This is a genomic window from Gluconobacter thailandicus F149-1 = NBRC 100600, assembly GCF_000964465.1.
In the GTDB taxonomy this organism is placed as follows: domain Bacteria; phylum Pseudomonadota; class Alphaproteobacteria; order Acetobacterales; family Acetobacteraceae; genus Gluconobacter; species Gluconobacter thailandicus.
On sequence record NZ_BANH01000017.1, the window covers coordinates 20,328 to 39,210 of the forward strand.

Sequence of the window (18,883 nt, forward strand, 5' to 3'; positions counted from 1 at the left end):
GTGTTTCACCTTAAGCCCGGTGCCCAAGTAGCTCAGTTGGTAGAGCATGCGACTGAAAATCGCAGTGTCACTGGTTCGATCCCGGTCTTGGGCACCATTTCATAACTTCCCCCTTCAAAATCAATAGCTTGTCGGTCCTTTCCGTCCCACCTGCGATTTTCGTGCTGTGAGTGGGACTTTTCGTTACTGACCAGACGTGCGAAAGCACGCTTTGCAAGCCGCTTTTGGTCTGCTGCATTTGTGTATCTCTGAACTTCTTTGAGAGAGCGGTGACCTGTGACCGCAGCAATTTCGTGAGCCGAGCATCCAAGCTCTGCCAGTCGCGCAGCCGCAGCCTTTCGCAAGCCATGTGACGAGCATTGAGGCAGCCCCGCAGCATTGCACCAATCCCGAAATCGGTTGCCAAAGCTTTCCGGCGTGTAAGGACGCCCATTCATTCCTTGAATGAACGTGTTGCCTTCTAATGCTCCAGGCGTGGCCTCAATGATGCGCCATAAATCCGGCACGACTGGTAAAGTCAGGGTAACCGGCTTCCGCTTTCCGTTTTTCACTTGTGTAAAAGTGAGAGAACCATCCCGAATGTCTTTGATACCGAGTCGAACTGCATCGCTCCTACGCTGCCCCGTGTACAGCAAGACTGCGAACGCCAGGCGAGCCGGTGATCCTATCGGATAGAAAGCCTCGAACGTCTCAATCTCGGCAGGCGTCCAGCTATGAAACCCGCTGCCACTGGCAGGGATATATCCAACCTCTTTCGCGGGGTTTTTCTCGATCATCCCAACCTGAACGCCAAAAGCGAGCAGCGCACGCAATGCCTTCAAGATGCCGTTTCCAGCTTCCGGCTTACCTGCCTTCGAATCCCGTAAAGCCATTACATGCTTCGGCAGCAAGGTGCTGACAGGATTGGAACCACATTTCTCACACAGATTGTCCAGTACACCCCGTCGCACATATCGTGTGCGACTATCGAGACGACCGAAAACAGCCGATCGATAATACGTCACGCAGAGATCCCGAAAGCTGCCCGGTATCAAAACCTCACTCTTTGACTGAGCAGGCGCAATTTCTCCAGCCAATGCACGGCGATATTCATCGTCGAATTCTGGCGTTCCAGGCGCTTCTCTGAGACGGATTTTTCTATGTCCAGGACGACGCAGATAGACACGGGTTTTCCCGTGCCTGTCAGTGTCCTCCACCACATATTTGTAGTGCTTACGGACCACGATCATTTCAATACCGAATCCCACTCATTAGCTCTTTCCAATCCTGAAAAAAGCGCTGTTTCATCCGGTTTAGCCCCGCTCATCCGAGCCGCAGCCGACACCAACGAAGGTCGATGCCAGAGAACGATTTTTCCAAAACGGATCGGGCGCGGCGCATGACCTTCCTCGACCATCCGATCAAAGGTTGATTCACTCACCCCCCAGAACGCCGCCGCCGCGGATCGCCGAAGAAAGATAGGCACCAAACCGGGCGGGAGATGATCGTATTTCACGCGCTTGCCCCTTCATTTTGATGCGTGCCAGGAGCCGGAAAGCCGTCATCAGTATGACCGGGTTTCGGTGCAAGAGAGGGCATGCCAGGCGCATCCGCAGGCCAGTTCGGCGCGCTACCGTTTCGCAACGCATCGCCATCAGCATGCGAAGACAGCCCAACCGCATTGCGCGCCTCGTTCGCTGTCATGATGCCGCTCTGCACCTGAGCGCAGTTAGCAGCGGCAACCGCGCTATAATTGCCCCGCAGTAAGCCGCCCATATCAATCAGAAGATGATACCCGGCCGGCAACACCGCTTGGTCAAACTCGGCTTCAATCGCAGACACAATCGGCGCCAAGGTAAGTTGAGCGAAAGCCGTCAGATAAGGTGACAAATCAGCCGGCAGCCGGTCGCCTAATTGAATCAGTGGTTCAGGCACACGAAACAGACGACAGATTTCAGCAACACCGAATTGCCGACTTGCGAGAAACTCTGCATCTGCGCTGTTCAAGCTTGCTGGCTTGAAAGACCATCCACCTTCAAGAAGTGGAACTTTGCCTGCGTTCAGCGCCCCGGAATAATCTTGGAGGGATGCCTTAGCCTGGGCGCGTTGCTCTTGGGTAAGATACGAAGGCGATGATAGGTAGCCAGAAGGCCGCATACCGTTTCGCCAGGTCTTTTCTGCCACCTTGGACATTTCGAGGCTTTCGCGAACGACGCCAGCCGCCCGCGCAAGCACGCTTCGACCGATCAGGCCATTATCTGATCGTGCCTTAATGTGAAGGACTTCCGTGTCCAGCAGACGCGACGGCAAACCCAGAAGCTGAGTTTCAGGCGTTGAGGTCACAACGTCGAACACGAGCCGAGAGTGTGTGCCAACGCCAACAACTTGCGGACTAAGCCACGTCCAGGGAATAGGCGTGAGGCTGACCACAGCCCCGCGTGCATCTTTCTTGATCCACGAAACGGAATTGCCCTGCATCTGCAAATCAGCAACGACTTGCATACAGAATGACGGCCAGCTTTGCCTCGTGTTCGGGCGTGAGATCAGTTTGACGGCTGGCAACGTGTCCTGGGCGGCCTGACGTCCATCTTCAGCATCAGCGACGATAGAAGCTGGAAGGCTTGCAATCGACGCGGTTGTGATTTCAAGGCAAGCAGTAACAGCGGACAGGCTTTCAGAGAGCCATGCAGACACCGGACCATGCGCCGTCTGCGTCGCGCCCAAACCTACGCTCACAGCGCCCCAGCCGTCAGAATATCGGCCTGAAACCCGGCTTTCTATCGACAGGACAGGTTCTTTCCGCACACGACTGCGAGGCGTTGAATTCGTGAAAAAGCCCATTACAGCCTCAACATCGTCAGAACGCGGTCCCGGTATCGCTCTACGTGGTAAATCTCACCAAGCGGACGACTACGCGGCTCCACGAAAGTTTCGGCATAGGCGGGATGCGAAGAGATGATGGAAATCTCGTGCAGCCGCGCCCCGTGAATGATCCGGGTTTCTCGCCCTTGCCATTCGTCAACAGCATCAGAAAAGCCAATGCTTACGCCGCCAAGATCGCCGCGCTTGGCCATGGCATGCACATCCCGGCCACGTTCGGTATCTGGCAGATCAAGAGCAAAGTGCAGCCCATCGGCCCGGTCTTCGAGTTGCAAGGTGCCAGAGCGCGTGCGCCCTAGCAGCTTGGCAGCATCGTGGTCCTGCAACGCCAGAATATCCTGACCTTCGCAGGCCGACCGGAGCGCATGGGCTGTAAAACGTTCGGAGAAGTTGCCGATCTGCGCGGGCTTGTCATAAGGCACCGCCAGACCCCGGAGAGTAAGGCCACTTCCGGCAGGCGTGACACCCGCCGAAAAGCGCATTTCCATTGTCCCGCGCGTCATGGATCAGCCCCCAGCCGCAGCTTTAGGGGCAAGAACCGAAAATGCCTGCGGACGGCGAACCGCCACATCGGCGCTCTGGATCACCCGGATCTGCACGTTGCCGCGCTGGAAGGCTTCAGACGCATATGGATTGACCAGGATTTCTACGACACCCCACATGCCGATCAGCAGGTTCGTCCAATCCCCCAGGACAAGAGAACCAGCCGGAACGTTGGTGCTCCATTGTGCGGGCAGGCCCGCTAGCGTTCCATCATCCATGATGAACCCGGCACCCACCGAGGCAGCCTTCGGAGTTGCCATTAGGGATGCGCGAACACCTGCACCAATCGCCCACCCATTCGGCACCGCATTGGCCGTTTCCAGATCCGTCAGGCGAGCAAGAATTTCCGGCCAGGACAAACTTCCTGCCGTGTAATCGGCAGTATGTGCAGCCTGCGGAATGACACCTTTAGGGGTGAAGTTGGTTCCATCACCAGCCAGAGCAGCAGCGTCCAGAGCCTGCGCCATGACTGCTAGAAGATCGGATTGTACCAATTCCTGAGCAGCAGGGCTGGAAAGCATCAGTGTATTTCGGCTGATTTCAGCGATTGATCCGCATGTCTTCGGGCTCATGACAATGCCGTCATAGGCTGGATTTCCCGCAGGAAGAGTCTGGTTTTCCCCAACCCATGCCGCCTGCGCCGCAGCCGTCTGGCGAGGAATACCGATATTGCCAGAAAGGCCATCCAGCACGACCGCGCCAAGCTGTTGCGTAATCAGGCGCGCCCGCAGAAGGCTAACGAACTGGTCCGGGCGCTGTTGTGTCGGGATCAAGCTCGCCGCTTCACCAGCGGTCCCCTGAGCGCCAGTCGTCAGCGTTGCGCGGGTTTCCAGATTAGGCGTGAGGTCCACCAGAATGCCGCCTGCCTGCGGCTTCTGGCCTGTACGACGCTCGATCTCGGCAGACATTTCACGCGCCCGCCCGGTCCGATCATCATCCGTGATCCCGCGTACCTGGGCACGGACCGCATCGACCAGAGTGAAGCTGTTGCGCGCCCGCTGGTAATGAGCATCGCCAGACAGCGAAACACCCGGAGCCGAACGCGCTAGATCGTCCAAGGCACGTTGACGGGTTTCACGGGCCTTGAGCGCATTGGCTTCCGTTTCCAGGTCAGACCAACGCTTGTCGATCTCCGGGCCGCTCTGGCCTTTGATCGCTTCCATGTCCGCCAGAACGGCGGAAAGCGTGCGGGTTGCAGAGCTATTCATGCCACACCGCCAACATCGTGAGAGTGAGGGCCAACATTCGCTTCCAGCGCCTCGTCCATACGCTGCACAACGGCATTCACGTTGATGACATGGAAGGCGTTGAAAGCCGATACGCCTTGTTCACCGGCAGCGGCGGCTAATTCCAAGTCAGAGAGACCAGCCAGCACCGATGCTGTTTCAGCCCCCTCGAAATGGACCAGATACGTGCGACGACCGCCCTTGAGCAGTTCTCCGGGCACGAAGCCGGGAAGCGGACCAATTTCGGAGCGCCCGACATACGCAAAGCCCGCAGCAACCTTGGCAGCGAGAGCCACCGGCAAGCCAAGACGCTGCCCTTCGGCCACAAGGCCAGTCTGAATAGCCTGACGACGCGAGAAGATGATTGCTCCACCGCGACCGGAAGTCTCTTTCTGGTCCAGATCAGCAAAGATGATGTTGTCTTCTCGCTTGATCCAACCAAGAAGAGTGCCGCGAGAAATCTTACCGCCTGCGCACAGGTGAGGCAGACGGTAGAGGTGTTCGTCATTATCGACAGACATTGAGCGTCCTTTCAGGAGAGGTTATTCATCCGATAACCATTTGGGTTTATCGTGAACCCAAACCTAAAAACAAGAACTCTGGTGGGACATTCGTCAGATGGCCAGAAGATCGCGCAAAATCGAGTTATAGGCTCGCACGTTCCAGAACTCGTCGGGATCATCAGCAAGCCCTTCGCGTTCCCAGGACGCCATGGCTTTCGTCTTGGCAAGCACACCGGCAATGCTCACGGCTGGCGTTTTGATGATCTGCTGGAACAACGTATTTTCGCGCTTGTAGAGCACCGTGAAGATCGGCTCTGCCTGCTGCTCTTCCTCGAACGTATCGACGGAAGCATGAGCAGCGTCGATCTTGTCTTGCACCGCAATAAACTGCTCGCACATCGCAATCAGATGCACGTCCGATTTATGGCCTTCCGGCTTCGTGGGCGCGGCGGACAGGCTTTCAGGCTTTGCGAGGGATGCGGTAGCGATGCCACCGAGTAGGACAGTCCCGAGAGCCGGGAAAATGTCACGACGATTTACTGAGCGCATAATAGCGGCTCCTGTAGCTTTCGTTGCCGAAAGTGCTTGCTGTTGAAGGCACGCACTCCGGGGGTTCAACACCTGGCTACAGTCAGGCCGGTAGGGCTTTAAGGTTGCCCTCTGGACATACCCCTAACGCCCCCGGAGCGAAATTCAATTGTGCGGATTACGGCGTCCGTGCCGTGCCCGCTGTAGCCACTATTCCATGGAGTGTTGAAGCTCCGTGACTGAACGTGCCAGAAACATGGCTTACCGTCAATTTAATACGGATTTTTCGGAATACGTGTTTGGCTCTTTATCTCATAAAAAACTTTTGAAATATACCCTCTTAAATTCTGGCATTTTTCATTGTATTTTTTATTCAAAATCTCTTCACTGGTAATTTTTTTTGACTTTTCTAATTCAAATTCTTTTTGAAAATTTCTTAACACCTCTATTTGAAGCAAAGCATTATCAAAATTACAGTGGAATATTATTTGAGATAAAAATATAAAATTCCTTATTTCAGCAATATCTTCAAAACTATATTCTTTGTTTGAAGTTCTAATTAACCATTTATTTATTTGAAAAATACATTCGTATTTTTTATCAAATAAATCCAATTTATATTGATTAGCAGCGATGTCTCTTTGTGTTTTAGTAGCTATATACGTGGCAAAAGAAACTATAATAGGTATAAAAACAATCAGTGCACTCCATATGCTTGAAAGTATAAGCTCGATCCACTCTACCCGTGTATGTAAGTGAGTTAATTTTTCCAATTCGTAAATCATATAGATATTCCCTTATATCTTTGAATTATTTGATTGTTTTCAAACATCAGCAAAAAATCTACGCATGAGCCTGACGCGGTTCCGGTGCCCGCCCTCGGCCATTGCTCACCCTCCCCCGTTTTCAGTGCCCGGCCCGAATTCTGCGCGCCAGGCGACGGATGCGCCAGACTGCATCCGCTTTCGCCAAGTGAAAGGCTTCCGGGTTTCGATGGTCAGGCAGAAGCCGACGAACGACCGCTGCAATTGCGTCTAACTCATCGCCTTGCGTCGGATGCGTCACATGCGTCGGATTTTCCCTATAACCCTTATATGCGTACGCGCGTGTAGGGCGATAATAGGTTTTATCCGACGCATCCGACGCATGTGACGCAAGATCAGGTGAAGAATGACAGTTTTCCGCCGTTTTTGAATTTCGTTCCTGCGTCGGATCGAAACTAACAAACCGTCTGCGTTTCGTCATTGAGGATCAGCCCATGACAGCGGTTTCACCTCCAACCCACGAAACCCACGTTGGTTTCTGAATCCTTTCGGATCTCGACAGAGAACAAACCCACGCTTCTGCAAAGCAGAACTGAACCGCTTTGCGGACCCGATCTCTTCCCCCGAACGCTTGGCGAGTTCAGCCCAGCTTGCAAACAGTGCCTGCGTCGTGTCCTCACGCTCTGGCGATACATTGCAGGCCGTATCGAGCCACTGACCAAGCACGTCCTGCTCAGAGAAGTATTCCGCCGTAGCATCCACGACAGCACGTGGACGGACAAGACCATTCATCTGCCAGTCATACGCGCCCTCGATCATCCAGCGCAGGATTGCAGGCCATTCATCACGCAACTTTACCTCAAGGCGCGGATCAGGAGTATCTGGCTTGCGTTCAAAGCCGAGAATGTTGAACCGCCGCCGCATGGCTTCATCGACTGTATGCAGGATCGGTTTATGATTCCCGACGATCATCAGCTTGAAGGTAGGCCGGTACTGAAAGAAGTCCTGACGCATGAAGCGTGCCGTGATCGTATCGCCGCCCGTAAGCTGTTTGATCCGTGCTTCAGCCCATGGGCGGCCTTCTTCGGTTTCAGAAGCCGTCACCAGACGCGCACCACGCAACATCGCCAGATCCGTAGGGTGACGATCCACGCCAGAAGCAACGAACGTCTCCATCGCAGCATTGCTCGCATAATCACCGAGGATGCCTGCAACGGTATTGATGAACACCGACTTGCCGTTTCCACCTGGGCCATAAATGAACAACAGCGCGTGTTCCCGAGTATCGCCCGTCAGGCAGTAACCGCACCAGGCACGCAGAAAACGGATCATCTCATGGTCGCCCCCTGTTGCCTCGAACAGAAAGCGGTCCCAGATCGGACAATTCGGCTGTTCTGCTGGTCGCACAGCAACATGCCGTGTGATATAATCTTCCTGACGTGCTGCTCTTGATTGTGTAGTGCGGAGGTCAACGGTTCCGTCAGGCGTGCCAAGCAAGAGCGGATCGGTGTCCCATATCGCGGAAGTAACCGCAAAGGCGCGTGCAGTCTGAGCAAAAGCCTCGACACCTCTTGCCGCACTTGCACGCGCCATGATCGCCGCAGTCTTCCCATCCGAATTTGACGATACCAGCTCACGGGCAATCGTTCGGCACCAGTGATAGGCCAGCCGCGTTTCTTCACGCTTCCAGTGAGAGCCAGCCCATTCAAACCATGCCCCGACATTGTGATCGTAGCGCAGTTGGTCCGCAAACCGGGCTTCGAAAGCCAATGCAATGCCGTCTTCTGTCGGTGGAAATGCTGAAATATCCACCTGAGCAGCAGGAGCCTTTTGCTCGACCCTATCCGCCAGCCTCTGCAACTCCTGAGCCGTGCCGCCTTTCCGCAGCCAGTCCACAACATCGCCTTTACTCGGCAGGTCAGGCAGCGTGAGCATGCGCAGACGCCTAACCTGCCCTGACAGAGCCTTGCAAACCTCGTCTGCATGCTTCCGGCCGGGATCATCATTATCCGGCATGACGACCACGCTCGCACCCTTCAAGGCCATGCCGTAATCATCATTCCACTTTCCAGCGCCGCCAGGCGAACAGGTTGCCGTCAGGCCGATAGCTTCCAGAGCATGCACGCTCTTTTCGCCTTCAACGATCCAGACAGTTTCTCCCGCTTCCATGGCCTGCAAGACACGCGGAAGACGATAGAGAACGCGCTTTGCACCCTTAGCGCCCCATTTCCAGCCGCCTCGACCGTCAGGGGTCTGCTGTCGGAAGTCCTTTGGCTCAAGCCGGACAACACGAAACAGGACTTCTCCATCCGCCGACAGATAGTCGTAATTTTCGACCACACGAGGCTTCGAGCGAGGCTGCTGGTCCCGTTCAGGCAAAAACCCACCGTCTCGCAGCCACTTTGCCGCTGCTGACTTGTCCAGGGACTTTTGCCGCATGACCAGTTCGATCATGCCGCCGCCGGTCCCGCTTTCATGATCCTGCCAGACGCCTTTTTCTACATCGACGGCAAGGCTGCCACGGGAGCCGAAGCGCAGTTCATGCGGCTTCGACATTTTGCGGTTCGGGCCACCAAGGAGCGCCAGGGCAACCTCTTTGGCGTTCTTCTGAAATGCCGCGATATTCGTGCCACTCATCATGCACACTCCCGGCTTTTGAGTGGGACACGAACCCAAATAAATCTAACAAAAGCATATGGAAATTTCTGACCCACGCCCTTGTAACTATTTGTTTGAACTGTCTTTCTCGACGCCGGTCTTGGGCACCATTTATCCCTTAAAATTTGATGTGATACTCAAACAGGCGTCTTACCGTCTTGTTTGCCTCACGAAGTGTGTTGCTCGGATCTCTGCTGTACCTGCAGCTCGGGCCAAACCGTGTTTCCTGCGCATCGGGAAAAGCCAGCACCGTGAACGCCAAGGGACCACGAACTCCTGCGCTATTTCGTGCCCCGAACAGGAATAGCCACATGATGCGGTGCCCAGGTCACAAGCTCCAACGACGTTCATGAGGAACCGGTCTGTACCTGTTTTTCAGGCCGCCAGGCAGGCGAGAACCAGGAATTATAGAGATAATACAAGCATCCCAGGTCGCGCTCACGACCCAGGCAGCACGTCTGCGGATCATTCCGGCCAATTCGGAAGCAAAGAGACTCCGTCCCCTGCTCTATTCCCGGTCCACGGGCTCAATCTGGGGCGGCAGCCGTCCATCGATCCATTTGACCAGCAGGCGCAGAACCGTATTCGCGCCAAGAATGAAGACGGTCAGCAACGCGGCTTCCGCAATCATGTCGCACCCTGTACACGCCCCGATCGCTGCCGAGCACCAGAGCGTGGCTGCTGTATTAAGACCGCGGACATTCTGGCCATCCTTCATGATAACCCCAGCCCCCAGAAACCCCACCCCTGACACAACATAGGCAATCACGCGAATGGCGGACGCATCCCCACCAATCCGCTCTGCCAGATCAACAAACGCTGCGGCCCCGATTGCCACGAGGGCATTCGTCCGCAAACCTGCCGTACGCTGGCGGAACTGCCGTTCCGCGCCAATCATCGCTCCGAAAACGAAGGCTGCGAGATAGCTCCCGAACGTATCCAGGAAGGAATGAGCATCGAATGTATGGGTGAAATGTACGAACCTTTTTCCTTCTGCATTCAGGACGCCATCATCACCCTTTACATCGCCGTAGGACGATCCATGGTTTTGCGAAGCGGATACAGGCTGAGATTTTCTACCGTTGCGCCGGCATTGGTCGCCTGAAGGCTCAGCGTGTCCAGCGGACCGGACGGGAACACAAGTGCCGTCCCGACAGACAGACCCTCATTGACGAAAATTTCCAGGGCGCAGGCGTCCAGAACAATCTTCAGGGAGAATCGCCTGCTGTTCGCCGTCAAAGGTGTGGAAAACCGCTCCGTGAAAAACGGCTGCGAGAACCCCTGCAGATCCCCACGGTCCAGCCAAAGCTGTGCCGAGAAAGCATCAAACCCGATTGAGAGGGATTCTCCCTGTCCGTTTGAAAAGACAATGAGAAAGCGCCCGGCGCGCCCCTTGTTGCCATCCGGCTGCGGGTTTTTCCGTTCATCCACCGTAACGGTCAGGGACAGTTCGATCGCCTGCCCGGCCGGGATGGACACCTGAACGCCGCTCTGTGCGCCGATACGCCCGACCTTGAACGGAATAGGCTCCTCCCGAAGCTGCTCCAGACCTTTGGGCCGCTGCACAAGACGAAGCCAGTTCATGTCATCGCGGCGGAGCGAAAGCGTGCGGGGAAGGGTCATGAGACCGCGCCAGCTTCGGTTTGGGACCTCTTCGCAATATTGCCAGTTCCCGAACCAGGCAAAATATACGGCCTCATTGGCAGGCATGTTCTCATAAACCTGCATGGCATAACTGTCCTTGGCAAAATCTGTCAGACCAATGACGGTATTTTCCGGAATGAACCGTTCTCCATCAAAGTGCCCCACAAAATACTGCGTGACGCTGCCGCCCTGCGGCCCACCAGGATTGACGGAGACAAACAGCACCCAGCGTGTGCTTTCCCTTTCCTCTTCAACCGGTAGTTCAATCAGGTTGGGACATTCGTAATCCACTCCAAACAGACCGGCTGGCCCGAAATCACTGAGGTGCATCCAGTGTTTCAGGTCGATCGAGCCATAAAAGGCGACGTTGTGGGCACGCGACTTCACCACGACCATCACCCATTTGCCACTCGGCTCATGCCAGAACACCTTCGGGTCACGGAAAGAGTTCAGACCAATATCGAGAACCGGATTATGCTCGTAATCAATGAAGCGTTTCCCGCCATCCGGGCTCCAGGCCAGATACTGCGTCTGCTTCTGAGGCGTTGCACGCGTATAAAATGCCACGAGACCACCCGCCATCGAGGGTAGCGTGGGCGCCGGTGTCGTGACCGGCGGCAGATCATCGGTTGTCGGGGGATCAAAGACATGCCCGAAAGGCGCATTGGTGCTCGGGCCCAACGCATCCATGTTTTCGGGAGACAGTGGAACATCTGACGATGCCTTGCCCAGGCTGGGCGCCAAGGCGTCAATGGCCGCCTGGGTTGCGGTAACAGGGCCATCCGCATGTGTTTCTGACGGATCAGTAACCTTCTGGGCCGGAAAGAGACCGGACACATTGTCCCGATCCAGTACGACGCAGCCCGAGTAAGCTTCTCCCGCGGCCGTCTGATCAATCGCGATCGGCTGATCCTGCCAGGTATAGAGATCCGTACTTGTCGCATGCCCCCAGTGCACCTGACCTGCATAGGGGGCGAAGGGATCGTACTGGTAATAGAGATGGTACGCCTGTCCATCAAAGATCAGGCCATTCGGATCATTCATGAAGCCATTCTGAGGCGTAAAATGAATGGTCGGCCGATACAGATAGTCGCTCTGTGTCCTGACGGCAGACTGGCTCGCCACGCCGAGATGGTTTCCGAACTCCTGATGAGAGTTGCTCGGTTCATCATGATGGGACGTCATTGCTGATACGGGCGTCTCCTCGGCAGCTTTCGCCCTTCGGCTTGTCCCAGCTGCGGCCCCAACTGCCAGAAGTAAAGCCAGAGCACTGCGGCGGCCCAGTGAGGGCCTGTCGTTCTGATCCGTCATGCATGACAGCATACAGGACCTCAGCGTATCCGAAAGCCTTTCACGAAAATGTCCGTCTTCACTATAGAGCGACAGATTGCATGTTTATTGCGAATACGGACATATGTGTTTCATGAAGCGCTTTGACCCTTTCCTCATGGCTCTGATCTGCGCGATCATCCTGGCCTCTGTCCTGCCCTGCCGGGGACAGATGCAGCATATCCTCCAGCAGGTCGTGACCATCCTGATCACCCTGATGTTCTTTTTTCAGGGTGCCAAGCTTCAGCGTCATGCAATTATCGAAAGCGTGCGGGACTGGCGACTTCAGGGAACGGTGCTTGTCTGCACCTTTGCCCTGTTCCCTGTGCTGGGCATTGGCCTGCATCTGCTATTCAGAAGCATTTTTCCTGATGCCCTCTTTGGCGAGGATCTGTGGTCCGGCATTCTTTTCCTCTGCTGTCTGCCTTCAACAGTGCAGTCCTCCATTGCGCTCACATCCATCGCCCGTGGAAATATCCCCGCAGCAATCTGCGCCGCAACTGTTTCGAACATTGCCGGTATCGCCCTGACGCCCCTTCTGACAGGTCTCGTTCTCGGGCATGTGGGCGCTGGGCACTCTCCGCTGGAGAGTGTGCTGGATGTTGCCAAGGAACTGCTGCTTCCGTTTCTTCTGGGTCAGATCCTGCAGACATGGGTTGGGCCGATCGTTCGACGGCACAAATTCCTGATTTCCTTCACCGATCGCGGCTCCATCGTTGTGGTGGTTTATACGGCCTTCAGTTCTGCCGTGGTTGAAGGCATCTGGCACCGCGTTTCGGTGGCACATCTGCTGGAAGTCGCCCTTCTGGACAGCTTTCTGCTCGCGCTTGTTCTGTTTCTCTCGCATGCCCTGGGCAAGGGTATGAAACAGTCTGTTGAGAGCAGCATTACCTTGCAGTTCTGCGGGTCAAAAAAATCTCTGGCCTCTGGCGTCCCAATGGCCAGCGTGATTTTCCCGGCCGCGTCAGTAGGCATTATCGTTCTTCCTCTGATGATTTATCATCAGATTCAGCTTTTTACATGCACGCTGCTCGCAAGACATTATGCACGACGCCCTGAAATAGACGAGAATATCTCTATTCATTCCTGATGTTCTATTTTTTAAAATTGAGAATTTTATAACGGGATTGTCAAAAACGTTTCTTTTCGTCACGAGCTGATCTTTGACTGCATCGAATGCGTCTCCCAGTGTCGCCCCAGTTTCAGAACCGGGGTCTTCACAGAATGCTATCAAATTCGTCGTTGATCGGGATGCCGACCTCAGAAAAAAAGGGCTCTCGATCTGCGCCGGATGGCTTTCCCCAATCTCTTCTCTGCCGGCTCTTTCGTGTCAAACAGTTCAATGACATCCACGAGCGCGCCGCAGAACTCCGACTCCATCTCCCACTCGGAAAAAAACGTCTGAACCGTATTGAGCACATCCGGGAAGCCGGGGCCCTTTTTATTCATGTTCCCAAAAACGGCGGCACATCGGTCTGCAATCAGCTTTATGGGTGTTCCATGATGCATCAGACGATCCGGTATTATCAGCACGTCACCCCGGATCTCTGTAAAAACTTGCCGAGCTTTGCCGTTTGGCGTGACCCGGTGGAACGATTTGTCTCCGCCTGGGCCTTCGCCCGAAAAGGTGGAACTTCAACCGTCAAAATCCATCCGTCCGTCAACGACCTCTACAGATCTTTCCACACCCTTGATGATGCCATTTCACATGTGGAAAACCAGTCCTCTCCCTACGCTGTAGATCACGTCTTTCGGCCGCAATCCTGGTATGTCTGCGGCCAGGATGGGACTCTTATGGTTGACACTCTTTTCCCGATGGAAAAAATTTCACAACTCCCTGATCTGGTTCCCGCCATGGCGGGGCAAACCATCCCGCATCTGAACGAAAATCCACATAGTCAGGACGTTACGGCCGAGCAGATCCGTAGAATCCGCAGGCTGTATGAACAGGACGAAGCATTACGTCCCTGACGGGCAAAAAAGAGAAATATTGGGCATTTCTCTAAATTGTCACAAAACGTACCTGTATCGCTCTATAAATCGCCGCATCCGAGCGGCTTTGTGGCGAAATTACCATATGTCCGATGTGTCATAGTGTGAATTGCATCATCTAATTGATACCGTTTGCAAACCATGGTTTTCCTCTGCTTATCCAACTTATCTGGCCGAGAAAGACCCAACAGACGATGCGCCTAACCCGCCTCCTCTCGACCTCTGCGCTGATCGCATTCGGTACGATGCCAGCGCTTGCGGCTCCTGCTTCAGATGTTTCCGATACGAAACATCATAAAGCCAAGGCAAAGACGGAAATTGCCGCTCCGTCCATGATGGGCAACACGGCTCCGACCGACGTGCATGAAGAGCATGTTTCCGTGAGCGGTCACCATGCGTTCGACGGCGTAACGCGTCGGGCAGTCGGTGGTGGTCTGATGGAAAAGCAGGACAGCGCCAAGTCCGTCTCGGCCGTATCCCGCGACTTTATTGAAAAGCAGGTGCCGGGCGCTGACCCAATGCAGCTGATTTCACTGCTCCCGGGCGCAAACGTTTCATCCGGCGATCCGGCAGGTCTGACAGGCAGCTCCATGAGTATGCGCGGTCTCGATCAGTCCCAGATCGGCTTTACGCTTGAAGGTTTCCCGATCAACGATATCGGAAACTTCGCAGTCTATTCGCAGGAAATCGTGGATTCCGAAAACCTGCGGACCGTCCGCGTTGCTCAGGGTTCGGCTGACCTCGACAGCCCGCATATCAGTTCAACGGGCGGTGTGGTCGACATGTACATGATCGACCCCCAGATGAAAGCAGGCGGCCGCCTCGGTGTCAGCTATGGTTCCTACGACTACACGCGCGGCTTCCTGCGTCTCGACACGGGCAAGATTGGCAACACCAACCTGCGCGCCTACTTCTCGGGCTCCTATGCCACGGAAGGCGTGAACAACAGCGATGCGACAAACCGCAAGCTGCACGCCGAAACCAAGATCGTGAACGACTGGGGTGACGGCAACCGCGTCTCCCTCGCGATCGTGGGCAACCGCCTGTACAACTACCTGACACCAAACGTAAATAAAGCATCATGGGATGCCTATGGGCGCGGTGTGGGCAATCGTTACGTTGCTCCATGCTCGAACAACGCAACCTGTACTCGCGGCGACGGCAGCACCTACAAGAACACGACAGGTTCCACGATTTCCAACACGGTCTGGAACTCGTCCTACAACCCCAATGCTTCTGACAATGGCGCCTCTTACTACAAGCTGCACCAGAACCCGTTCACCAACATATACGCCAGTGCACCGTCCACATTCAAACTGACCGACCACTTGGTCCTGACCGAAACCCCGTATTTCTGGTATGGTGACGGCAGTGGTGGCAGCGCTTACATGACGAACATGAACAGCCTGTCTTACGGCGCGCAGTCCACAAAAGGCAGCCTGAACGGTGAGACCAGCAGACGCCTGCTCTACAATCCCTCCATCACAAAAACCTACCGTCCCGGTGCCGTTACGAAGCTGACGCTAACGACGGGAAACAACCGCCTGATGGTTGGTTACTGGTTTGAATACGCCAAGCAGGCACAGCAAGGCCCATACACAGGCATCGGTGCAGACGGAAACCCATGGGACATCTGGGGCAGTGCGGCAAATGTCGTGCTTTCGAACGGCCAGACCTACATGTACCGCGATTCCATTACACAGACGCGCGTCCACACCATGTTCATCGGGGATACGTTGTCCCTGCTGAACAACAAGCTGACCATTGACGCAGGCTTCAAATACGCCATCGTTTTGCGCAGTGGCACCAACATGCTGCCGGACACGTCAACTGGCCGCAACACCAGCAGAACCTACAAAGAGCCTCTGCCAACCGTTGCGATCCGTTATCAGATCAATCCGGAAAACCAGATCTTCGTTTCCGGCGCGACCAATTTCCGGATGCCAACCAACTACTCGCTGTATGATGCAGGGAATTATTACAAAGGCTCTGGCTATGCGACACATGCCAACCTGAACCAGAATCCGGAAATCTCGATTTCCGAGGAAGTGGGTTACCGTTACACGGGCAAGACGATCATGGGATCGATCACCTATTTCCACTATGATTTCACGAACCGCCTGATGTCCTCCAGCCAGTGCCTGAATGACGCCTGCGATAACTATTTCTCCACTAACATCAATGCAGGTGGCCAGACGACAAACGGTGTTGATGCTGAAATCGGCACCCGCCCGATCTTCCGCTACTTCCGCCCGTATGTATCCTTCGAATATGTTGATGCTCGCCTTGGCAGCAACCTGCAGGCCGGTAGCGGCTCCGGCATTGACTATCTGCGCACCAAGGGCAAGTTCGCACCGGAAACGCCAAAGTTTCAGGTCGGCTTCAACCTTGACTACGACGACGGTCACCTGTTCGGCGGTTACAATCTGAAATACGTATCCCGCCAATACTCCACGTTCATGAACGACCAGTCTATTCCGGGCTATGTTCTAATGAACGCGAACATTGGTTATCGCTTCAGCAACCTCGGCTTCCTCCAGGCTCCAAACGTTCGCATCAACTTCTCCAACCTGTCCGACAAGGCCTATCTCGGCTTCGTCAAAGGTATTCAGACCAACGCCAAGACCCAGACCGGTATCTTCGGCAAGAGTGTCAGTGGCTCAACACCGACTTACGCCATTGCTGCTCCATTCGCCGCGATTGCAAGCGTCAGCGCTGGCTTCTGATCGTTCAGAAAACGGCTGCTTCCAATCCCCATGTCAGCAATCTGGCATGGGGATTTTTTATAGGCCGCCTGCAACGCACTGCGTACCGTTGACAGACACCTTCTCCAACACGGATATAGGGTTCGTCACGACGCTAGAGGACTCCCATGGTCGGCAGAACTAAGTCCGCAGAAAAAACCGTACTGGATGTCTATCTGGAGCGGCTGCAGGACCACTTGGCAATTGAAACCAAGACAATTGAGACCGTTCTTTCCGAGCTTCCCGGCTGCGCGCGCTATGAAAGTCTTAGCGCCCAGATGAAGCAGGACCTCACGATGCGGCGCGCCCACGCCGATGAAATCAGAATGCTGCTTGGTCGCCATGGCCATCCTGCCCCAGCGGCTCATGAAACAGTCTCTTCAATTCTGAATACTGTGTCCAACGTACTTCATGGCGGGGAAGAGAGCAGCTTTCTCAAAAGCATTCTCACAGATATCAGCTACCGATCCTATCAGATCGCATCGCTGGATATTCTCATTTTCCTGGCCAACCGTCTGGGCTTTGCAAGTGACCTCTCGACCCTCGAACGCCTGCGTACGGAGGAGAACACTTCGATGGCTCTTCTCCACGCAAGCCTGCCAGACACTCTTGCAGAATATCTGTCAAACGACTGATACTTCTAACCCGAAGCATTTCAGTCCGGGCTACCATAGACCTGTACCTGACTGAAATGCAGATAGGTTTTTTTTCCTAGAACCGTGATTCGTACAAACCGGGCTCTTACTCCCTGTTCTGTCGTCCAGATATAGGGCGTGCCATCTGCGCCCCCAAAAATACGTTTATCTGTCTTCTGGTGCAGAACCGACCAGGTCTTTCCATCTTCAGATGCGGAAATCGCGAGACAAGAAGCACGGTCCATCGCATCATCAAGCCGGTTAAAAATCCGGACCTCATGAACAGTCACGTCATCCTGCAGATCTACCTGCCACCAAGGATCTTTCTCTTCTGCGGTATGATGCGCGGAGAAATTGCTGACCTGTCCCGAAAGTGGGCCTTCAGCGTCATCTTCAACAGAACAATCCCTTAATGTTGAGGACTGCGTTGCAGGACACCCTTCCGACAGAAGCGGCCATCTTACAGGAGGAAACACACATGTTTTTTTCGGATTTGAAAGGCGTTCCCAATATTCTGCCAGATACGGGTCGTAAACGGCATTGGTCATACCCAGAAAAGCATCGCGTTCGCCTTGCGTCATCTTTCGCCAGTTGCCCTGGCTGCTGAAATTTCCTGCGATACTCCGCCGAGCACGAATTTCGAAATCCTGCTCCGATTTCATATTATAATGCGCGACAAACGCGACATCCAGAATAGTCTGATTCCGGTTATGATCTTTCAGGTAATTCCATGCGTTTTCCGGAAAATTTTCATAATAGGTCTCAAGAGAATCTCCCAGAACATTGGCTGCTTTAACAGAAGGGGCGACCTTGAGGAGATTGTGATGTATGGCCTCATCAGGATTGGCAAAAATCTCACGATAAGGGGTCGCCTCAGAACGAACCAGAATTTTCGTCAGAGGCGTCGCGCCATTTTCACGGTGCGTATAATTGGTTAGTACAGACCCTTTAGGGCGGACTTTGTGTCCGTTATGACCAAAAAAAGACCAGTTGAAATATAGTGCATCCACTCCTGGAAAGCGCGTCATAAACGCGGCGATGTCATCACAGCCGCGCAGACAAAGAAACTCATCCACATCCAGAAACATATGCCATTCACTCTCTGGCGAATAATGTCGCAGATAGTGAAAGAACATCTGGAACTGCGCGCCTGTTATTCCATAATGAACAAAAGTCACCCTTGGATTAGGCCCGACCACCAGAGGAAGAACAGCCTCATACATGTCAGTGGGGTCATCATCATTACAATAAATATAGATGTGATCGAACCCTATCGAGAAATGGTATGTTAACCATTCAAGAATATAGGGCGTTTCCCACCGAGCAGTCGTAACCAGACTGAATCGATGCTTGGGAATGGGTCGTTTACCCTTCCTGGCAACCACTTCACGAGGCGCAATGCCGTAATCGATCCAGTTTTCCATACAACCTTGAATAGAGCCCGCCCTTTCAAACCGT

Annotated in this window: 16 protein-coding genes, 1 tRNA gene and 1 pseudogene; 5 read left to right on the top strand and 13 right to left on the bottom strand. The window is 54.3% G+C overall.

The features are described from left to right. The first annotated feature begins 21 nt into the window (after nt 1-21). A tRNA-Phe gene (locus B7444_RS05420) sits at nt 22-97 on the top strand. Between the two features lie 139 nt (nt 98-236). Here B7444_RS05420 and B7444_RS17440 read toward each other — a convergent pair. The 12 genes and pseudogenes from B7444_RS17440 to B7444_RS05475 form a co-directional block, all read right to left on the bottom strand. Next, nucleotides 237-1,229: pseudogene (locus B7444_RS17440) on the bottom strand (site-specific integrase); the annotation flags it as partial. After that, nucleotides 1,226-1,495: a helix-turn-helix transcriptional regulator gene (locus B7444_RS16330; RefSeq protein WP_146911312.1), complete on the bottom strand. Its 270-nt coding sequence runs from the start codon at nt 1,493-1,495 to the stop codon at nt 1,226-1,228. The pseudogene B7444_RS17440 and the gene B7444_RS16330, both read right to left, overlap by 4 nt. Further along, nucleotides 1,492-2,820 carry a phage portal protein gene (locus tag B7444_RS05430; RefSeq protein WP_007282901.1) on the bottom strand — a complete coding sequence of 443 codons (1,329 nt, stop codon included), beginning with the start codon at nt 2,818-2,820 and terminating at the stop codon, nt 1,492-1,494. Before B7444_RS05430 ends, B7444_RS16330 begins: the two co-directional genes overlap by 4 nt. Next, a complete protein-coding gene (locus tag B7444_RS05435) occupies nt 2,820-3,362 on the bottom strand; it encodes an HK97 family phage prohead protease (protein WP_007282902.1) in 543 nt (180 codons plus the stop codon). Before B7444_RS05435 ends, B7444_RS05430 begins: the two co-directional genes overlap by 1 nt. 3 nt (nt 3,363-3,365) lie before the next feature. Next, the gene (locus B7444_RS05440) at nt 3,366-4,610 is read right to left on the bottom strand and encodes a phage major capsid protein (protein ID WP_007282903.1); all 1,245 of its coding nucleotides are present in this window, start codon (nt 4,608-4,610) and stop codon (nt 3,366-3,368) included. Beyond that, on the bottom strand, nt 4,607-5,149 hold the full coding sequence (locus B7444_RS05445; protein WP_007282904.1) for a hypothetical protein: 543 nt from the start codon (nt 5,147-5,149) through the stop codon (nt 4,607-4,609). Before B7444_RS05445 ends, B7444_RS05440 begins: the two co-directional genes overlap by 4 nt. A 93-nt stretch (nt 5,150-5,242) precedes the next feature. Then, nucleotides 5,243-5,680 carry a hypothetical protein gene (locus B7444_RS05450; protein ID WP_007282905.1) on the bottom strand — a complete coding sequence of 146 codons (438 nt, stop codon included), beginning with the start codon at nt 5,678-5,680 and terminating at the stop codon, nt 5,243-5,245. Between the two features lie 251 nt (nt 5,681-5,931). After that, nucleotides 5,932-6,444 carry a hypothetical protein gene (locus tag B7444_RS05455; RefSeq protein WP_035729498.1) on the bottom strand — a complete coding sequence of 171 codons (513 nt, stop codon included), beginning with the start codon at nt 6,442-6,444 and terminating at the stop codon, nt 5,932-5,934. Nucleotides 6,445-6,565: 121 nt separating this feature from the next. Beyond that, nucleotides 6,566-6,724, bottom strand: coding sequence for a hypothetical protein (locus B7444_RS16585; protein WP_155830631.1), 159 nt, complete (start codon nt 6,722-6,724; stop codon nt 6,566-6,568). A 176-nt stretch (nt 6,725-6,900) separates the two neighbouring features. Then, complete coding sequence (locus tag B7444_RS05465; RefSeq protein WP_007282908.1) at nt 6,901-9,063, bottom strand: phage/plasmid primase, P4 family; 2,163 nt, start codon at nt 9,061-9,063, stop codon at nt 6,901-6,903. A gap of 526 nt (nt 9,064-9,589) precedes the next feature. Next, on the bottom strand, nt 9,590-10,084 hold the full coding sequence (locus tag B7444_RS05470; RefSeq protein WP_035729503.1) for an MgtC/SapB family protein: 495 nt from the start codon (nt 10,082-10,084) through the stop codon (nt 9,590-9,592). Nucleotides 10,085-10,101: 17 nt separating this feature from the next. Then, nucleotides 10,102-12,048, bottom strand: coding sequence for a glycoside hydrolase family 32 protein (locus tag B7444_RS05475; protein WP_035729504.1), 1,947 nt, complete (start codon nt 12,046-12,048; stop codon nt 10,102-10,104). Between the two features lie 100 nt (nt 12,049-12,148). On the opposite strand from B7444_RS05475, the gene B7444_RS05480 reads away from it, so the two are divergent. From B7444_RS05480 to B7444_RS05495, 4 genes are all read left to right on the top strand, one after another. Continuing rightward, a complete protein-coding gene (locus B7444_RS05480) occupies nt 12,149-13,144 on the top strand; it encodes a bile acid:sodium symporter family protein (RefSeq protein ID WP_007282911.1) in 996 nt (331 codons plus the stop codon). A 161-nt stretch (nt 13,145-13,305) separates the two neighbouring features. Continuing rightward, a complete protein-coding gene (locus tag B7444_RS05485) occupies nt 13,306-14,025 on the top strand; it encodes a sulfotransferase family 2 domain-containing protein (RefSeq protein WP_231502833.1) in 720 nt (239 codons plus the stop codon). Nucleotides 14,026-14,240: 215 nt separating this feature from the next. Continuing rightward, entirely contained in the window at nt 14,241-16,772 is a 2,532-nt protein-coding gene (locus B7444_RS05490; RefSeq protein WP_007282914.1) for a TonB-dependent receptor, read from the top strand. A 146-nt stretch (nt 16,773-16,918) separates the two neighbouring features. Further along, nucleotides 16,919-17,425, top strand: coding sequence for a YciE/YciF ferroxidase family protein (locus tag B7444_RS05495; protein WP_007282915.1), 507 nt, complete (start codon nt 16,919-16,921; stop codon nt 17,423-17,425). Nucleotides 17,426-17,445: 20 nt separating this feature from the next. Here the strand turns inward: B7444_RS05495 and B7444_RS05500 are convergent, their stop codons facing one another. Continuing rightward, the gene (locus B7444_RS05500) at nt 17,446-18,849 is read right to left on the bottom strand and encodes a glycosyltransferase family 2 protein (RefSeq protein WP_007282916.1); all 1,404 of its coding nucleotides are present in this window, start codon (nt 18,847-18,849) and stop codon (nt 17,446-17,448) included. Nucleotides 18,850-18,883: the final 34 nt, after the last annotated feature.

Excerpts from the sequence above, each read along its gene's own strand:
- B7444_RS05430 (WP_007282901.1), bottom strand. The coding sequence starts at position 2,820 with ATGGGCTTTTTCACGAATTCAACGCCTCGCAGTCGTGTGCGGAAAGAA.
- B7444_RS05465 (WP_007282908.1), bottom strand. The coding sequence starts at position 9,063 with ATGATGAGTGGCACGAATATCGCGGCATTTCAGAAGAACGCCAAAGAG.
- B7444_RS05480 (WP_007282911.1), top strand. The coding sequence starts at position 12,149 with ATGAAGCGCTTTGACCCTTTCCTCATGGCTCTGATCTGCGCGATCATC.
- B7444_RS05500 (WP_007282916.1), bottom strand. The coding sequence starts at position 18,849 with ATGGAAAACTGGATCGATTACGGCATTGCGCCTCGTGAAGTGGTTGCC.
- B7444_RS05490 (WP_007282914.1), top strand. The coding sequence starts at position 14,241 with ATGCGCCTAACCCGCCTCCTCTCGACCTCTGCGCTGATCGCATTCGGT.
- B7444_RS05435 (WP_007282902.1), bottom strand. The coding sequence starts at position 3,362 with ATGACGCGCGGGACAATGGAAATGCGCTTTTCGGCGGGTGTCACGCCT.
- B7444_RS05440 (WP_007282903.1), bottom strand. The coding sequence starts at position 4,610 with ATGAATAGCTCTGCAACCCGCACGCTTTCCGCCGTTCTGGCGGACATG.
- B7444_RS05455 (WP_035729498.1), bottom strand. The coding sequence starts at position 6,444 with ATGATTTACGAATTGGAAAAATTAACTCACTTACATACACGGGTAGAG.
- B7444_RS05485 (WP_231502833.1), top strand. The coding sequence starts at position 13,306 with ATGCCGACCTCAGAAAAAAAGGGCTCTCGATCTGCGCCGGATGGCTTT.
- B7444_RS05475 (WP_035729504.1), bottom strand. The coding sequence starts at position 12,048 with ATGCTGTCATGCATGACGGATCAGAACGACAGGCCCTCACTGGGCCGC.
- B7444_RS05445 (WP_007282904.1), bottom strand. The coding sequence starts at position 5,149 with ATGTCTGTCGATAATGACGAACACCTCTACCGTCTGCCTCACCTGTGC.
- B7444_RS05495 (WP_007282915.1), top strand. The coding sequence starts at position 16,919 with ATGGTCGGCAGAACTAAGTCCGCAGAAAAAACCGTACTGGATGTCTAT.
- B7444_RS05450 (WP_007282905.1), bottom strand. The coding sequence starts at position 5,680 with ATGCGCTCAGTAAATCGTCGTGACATTTTCCCGGCTCTCGGGACTGTC.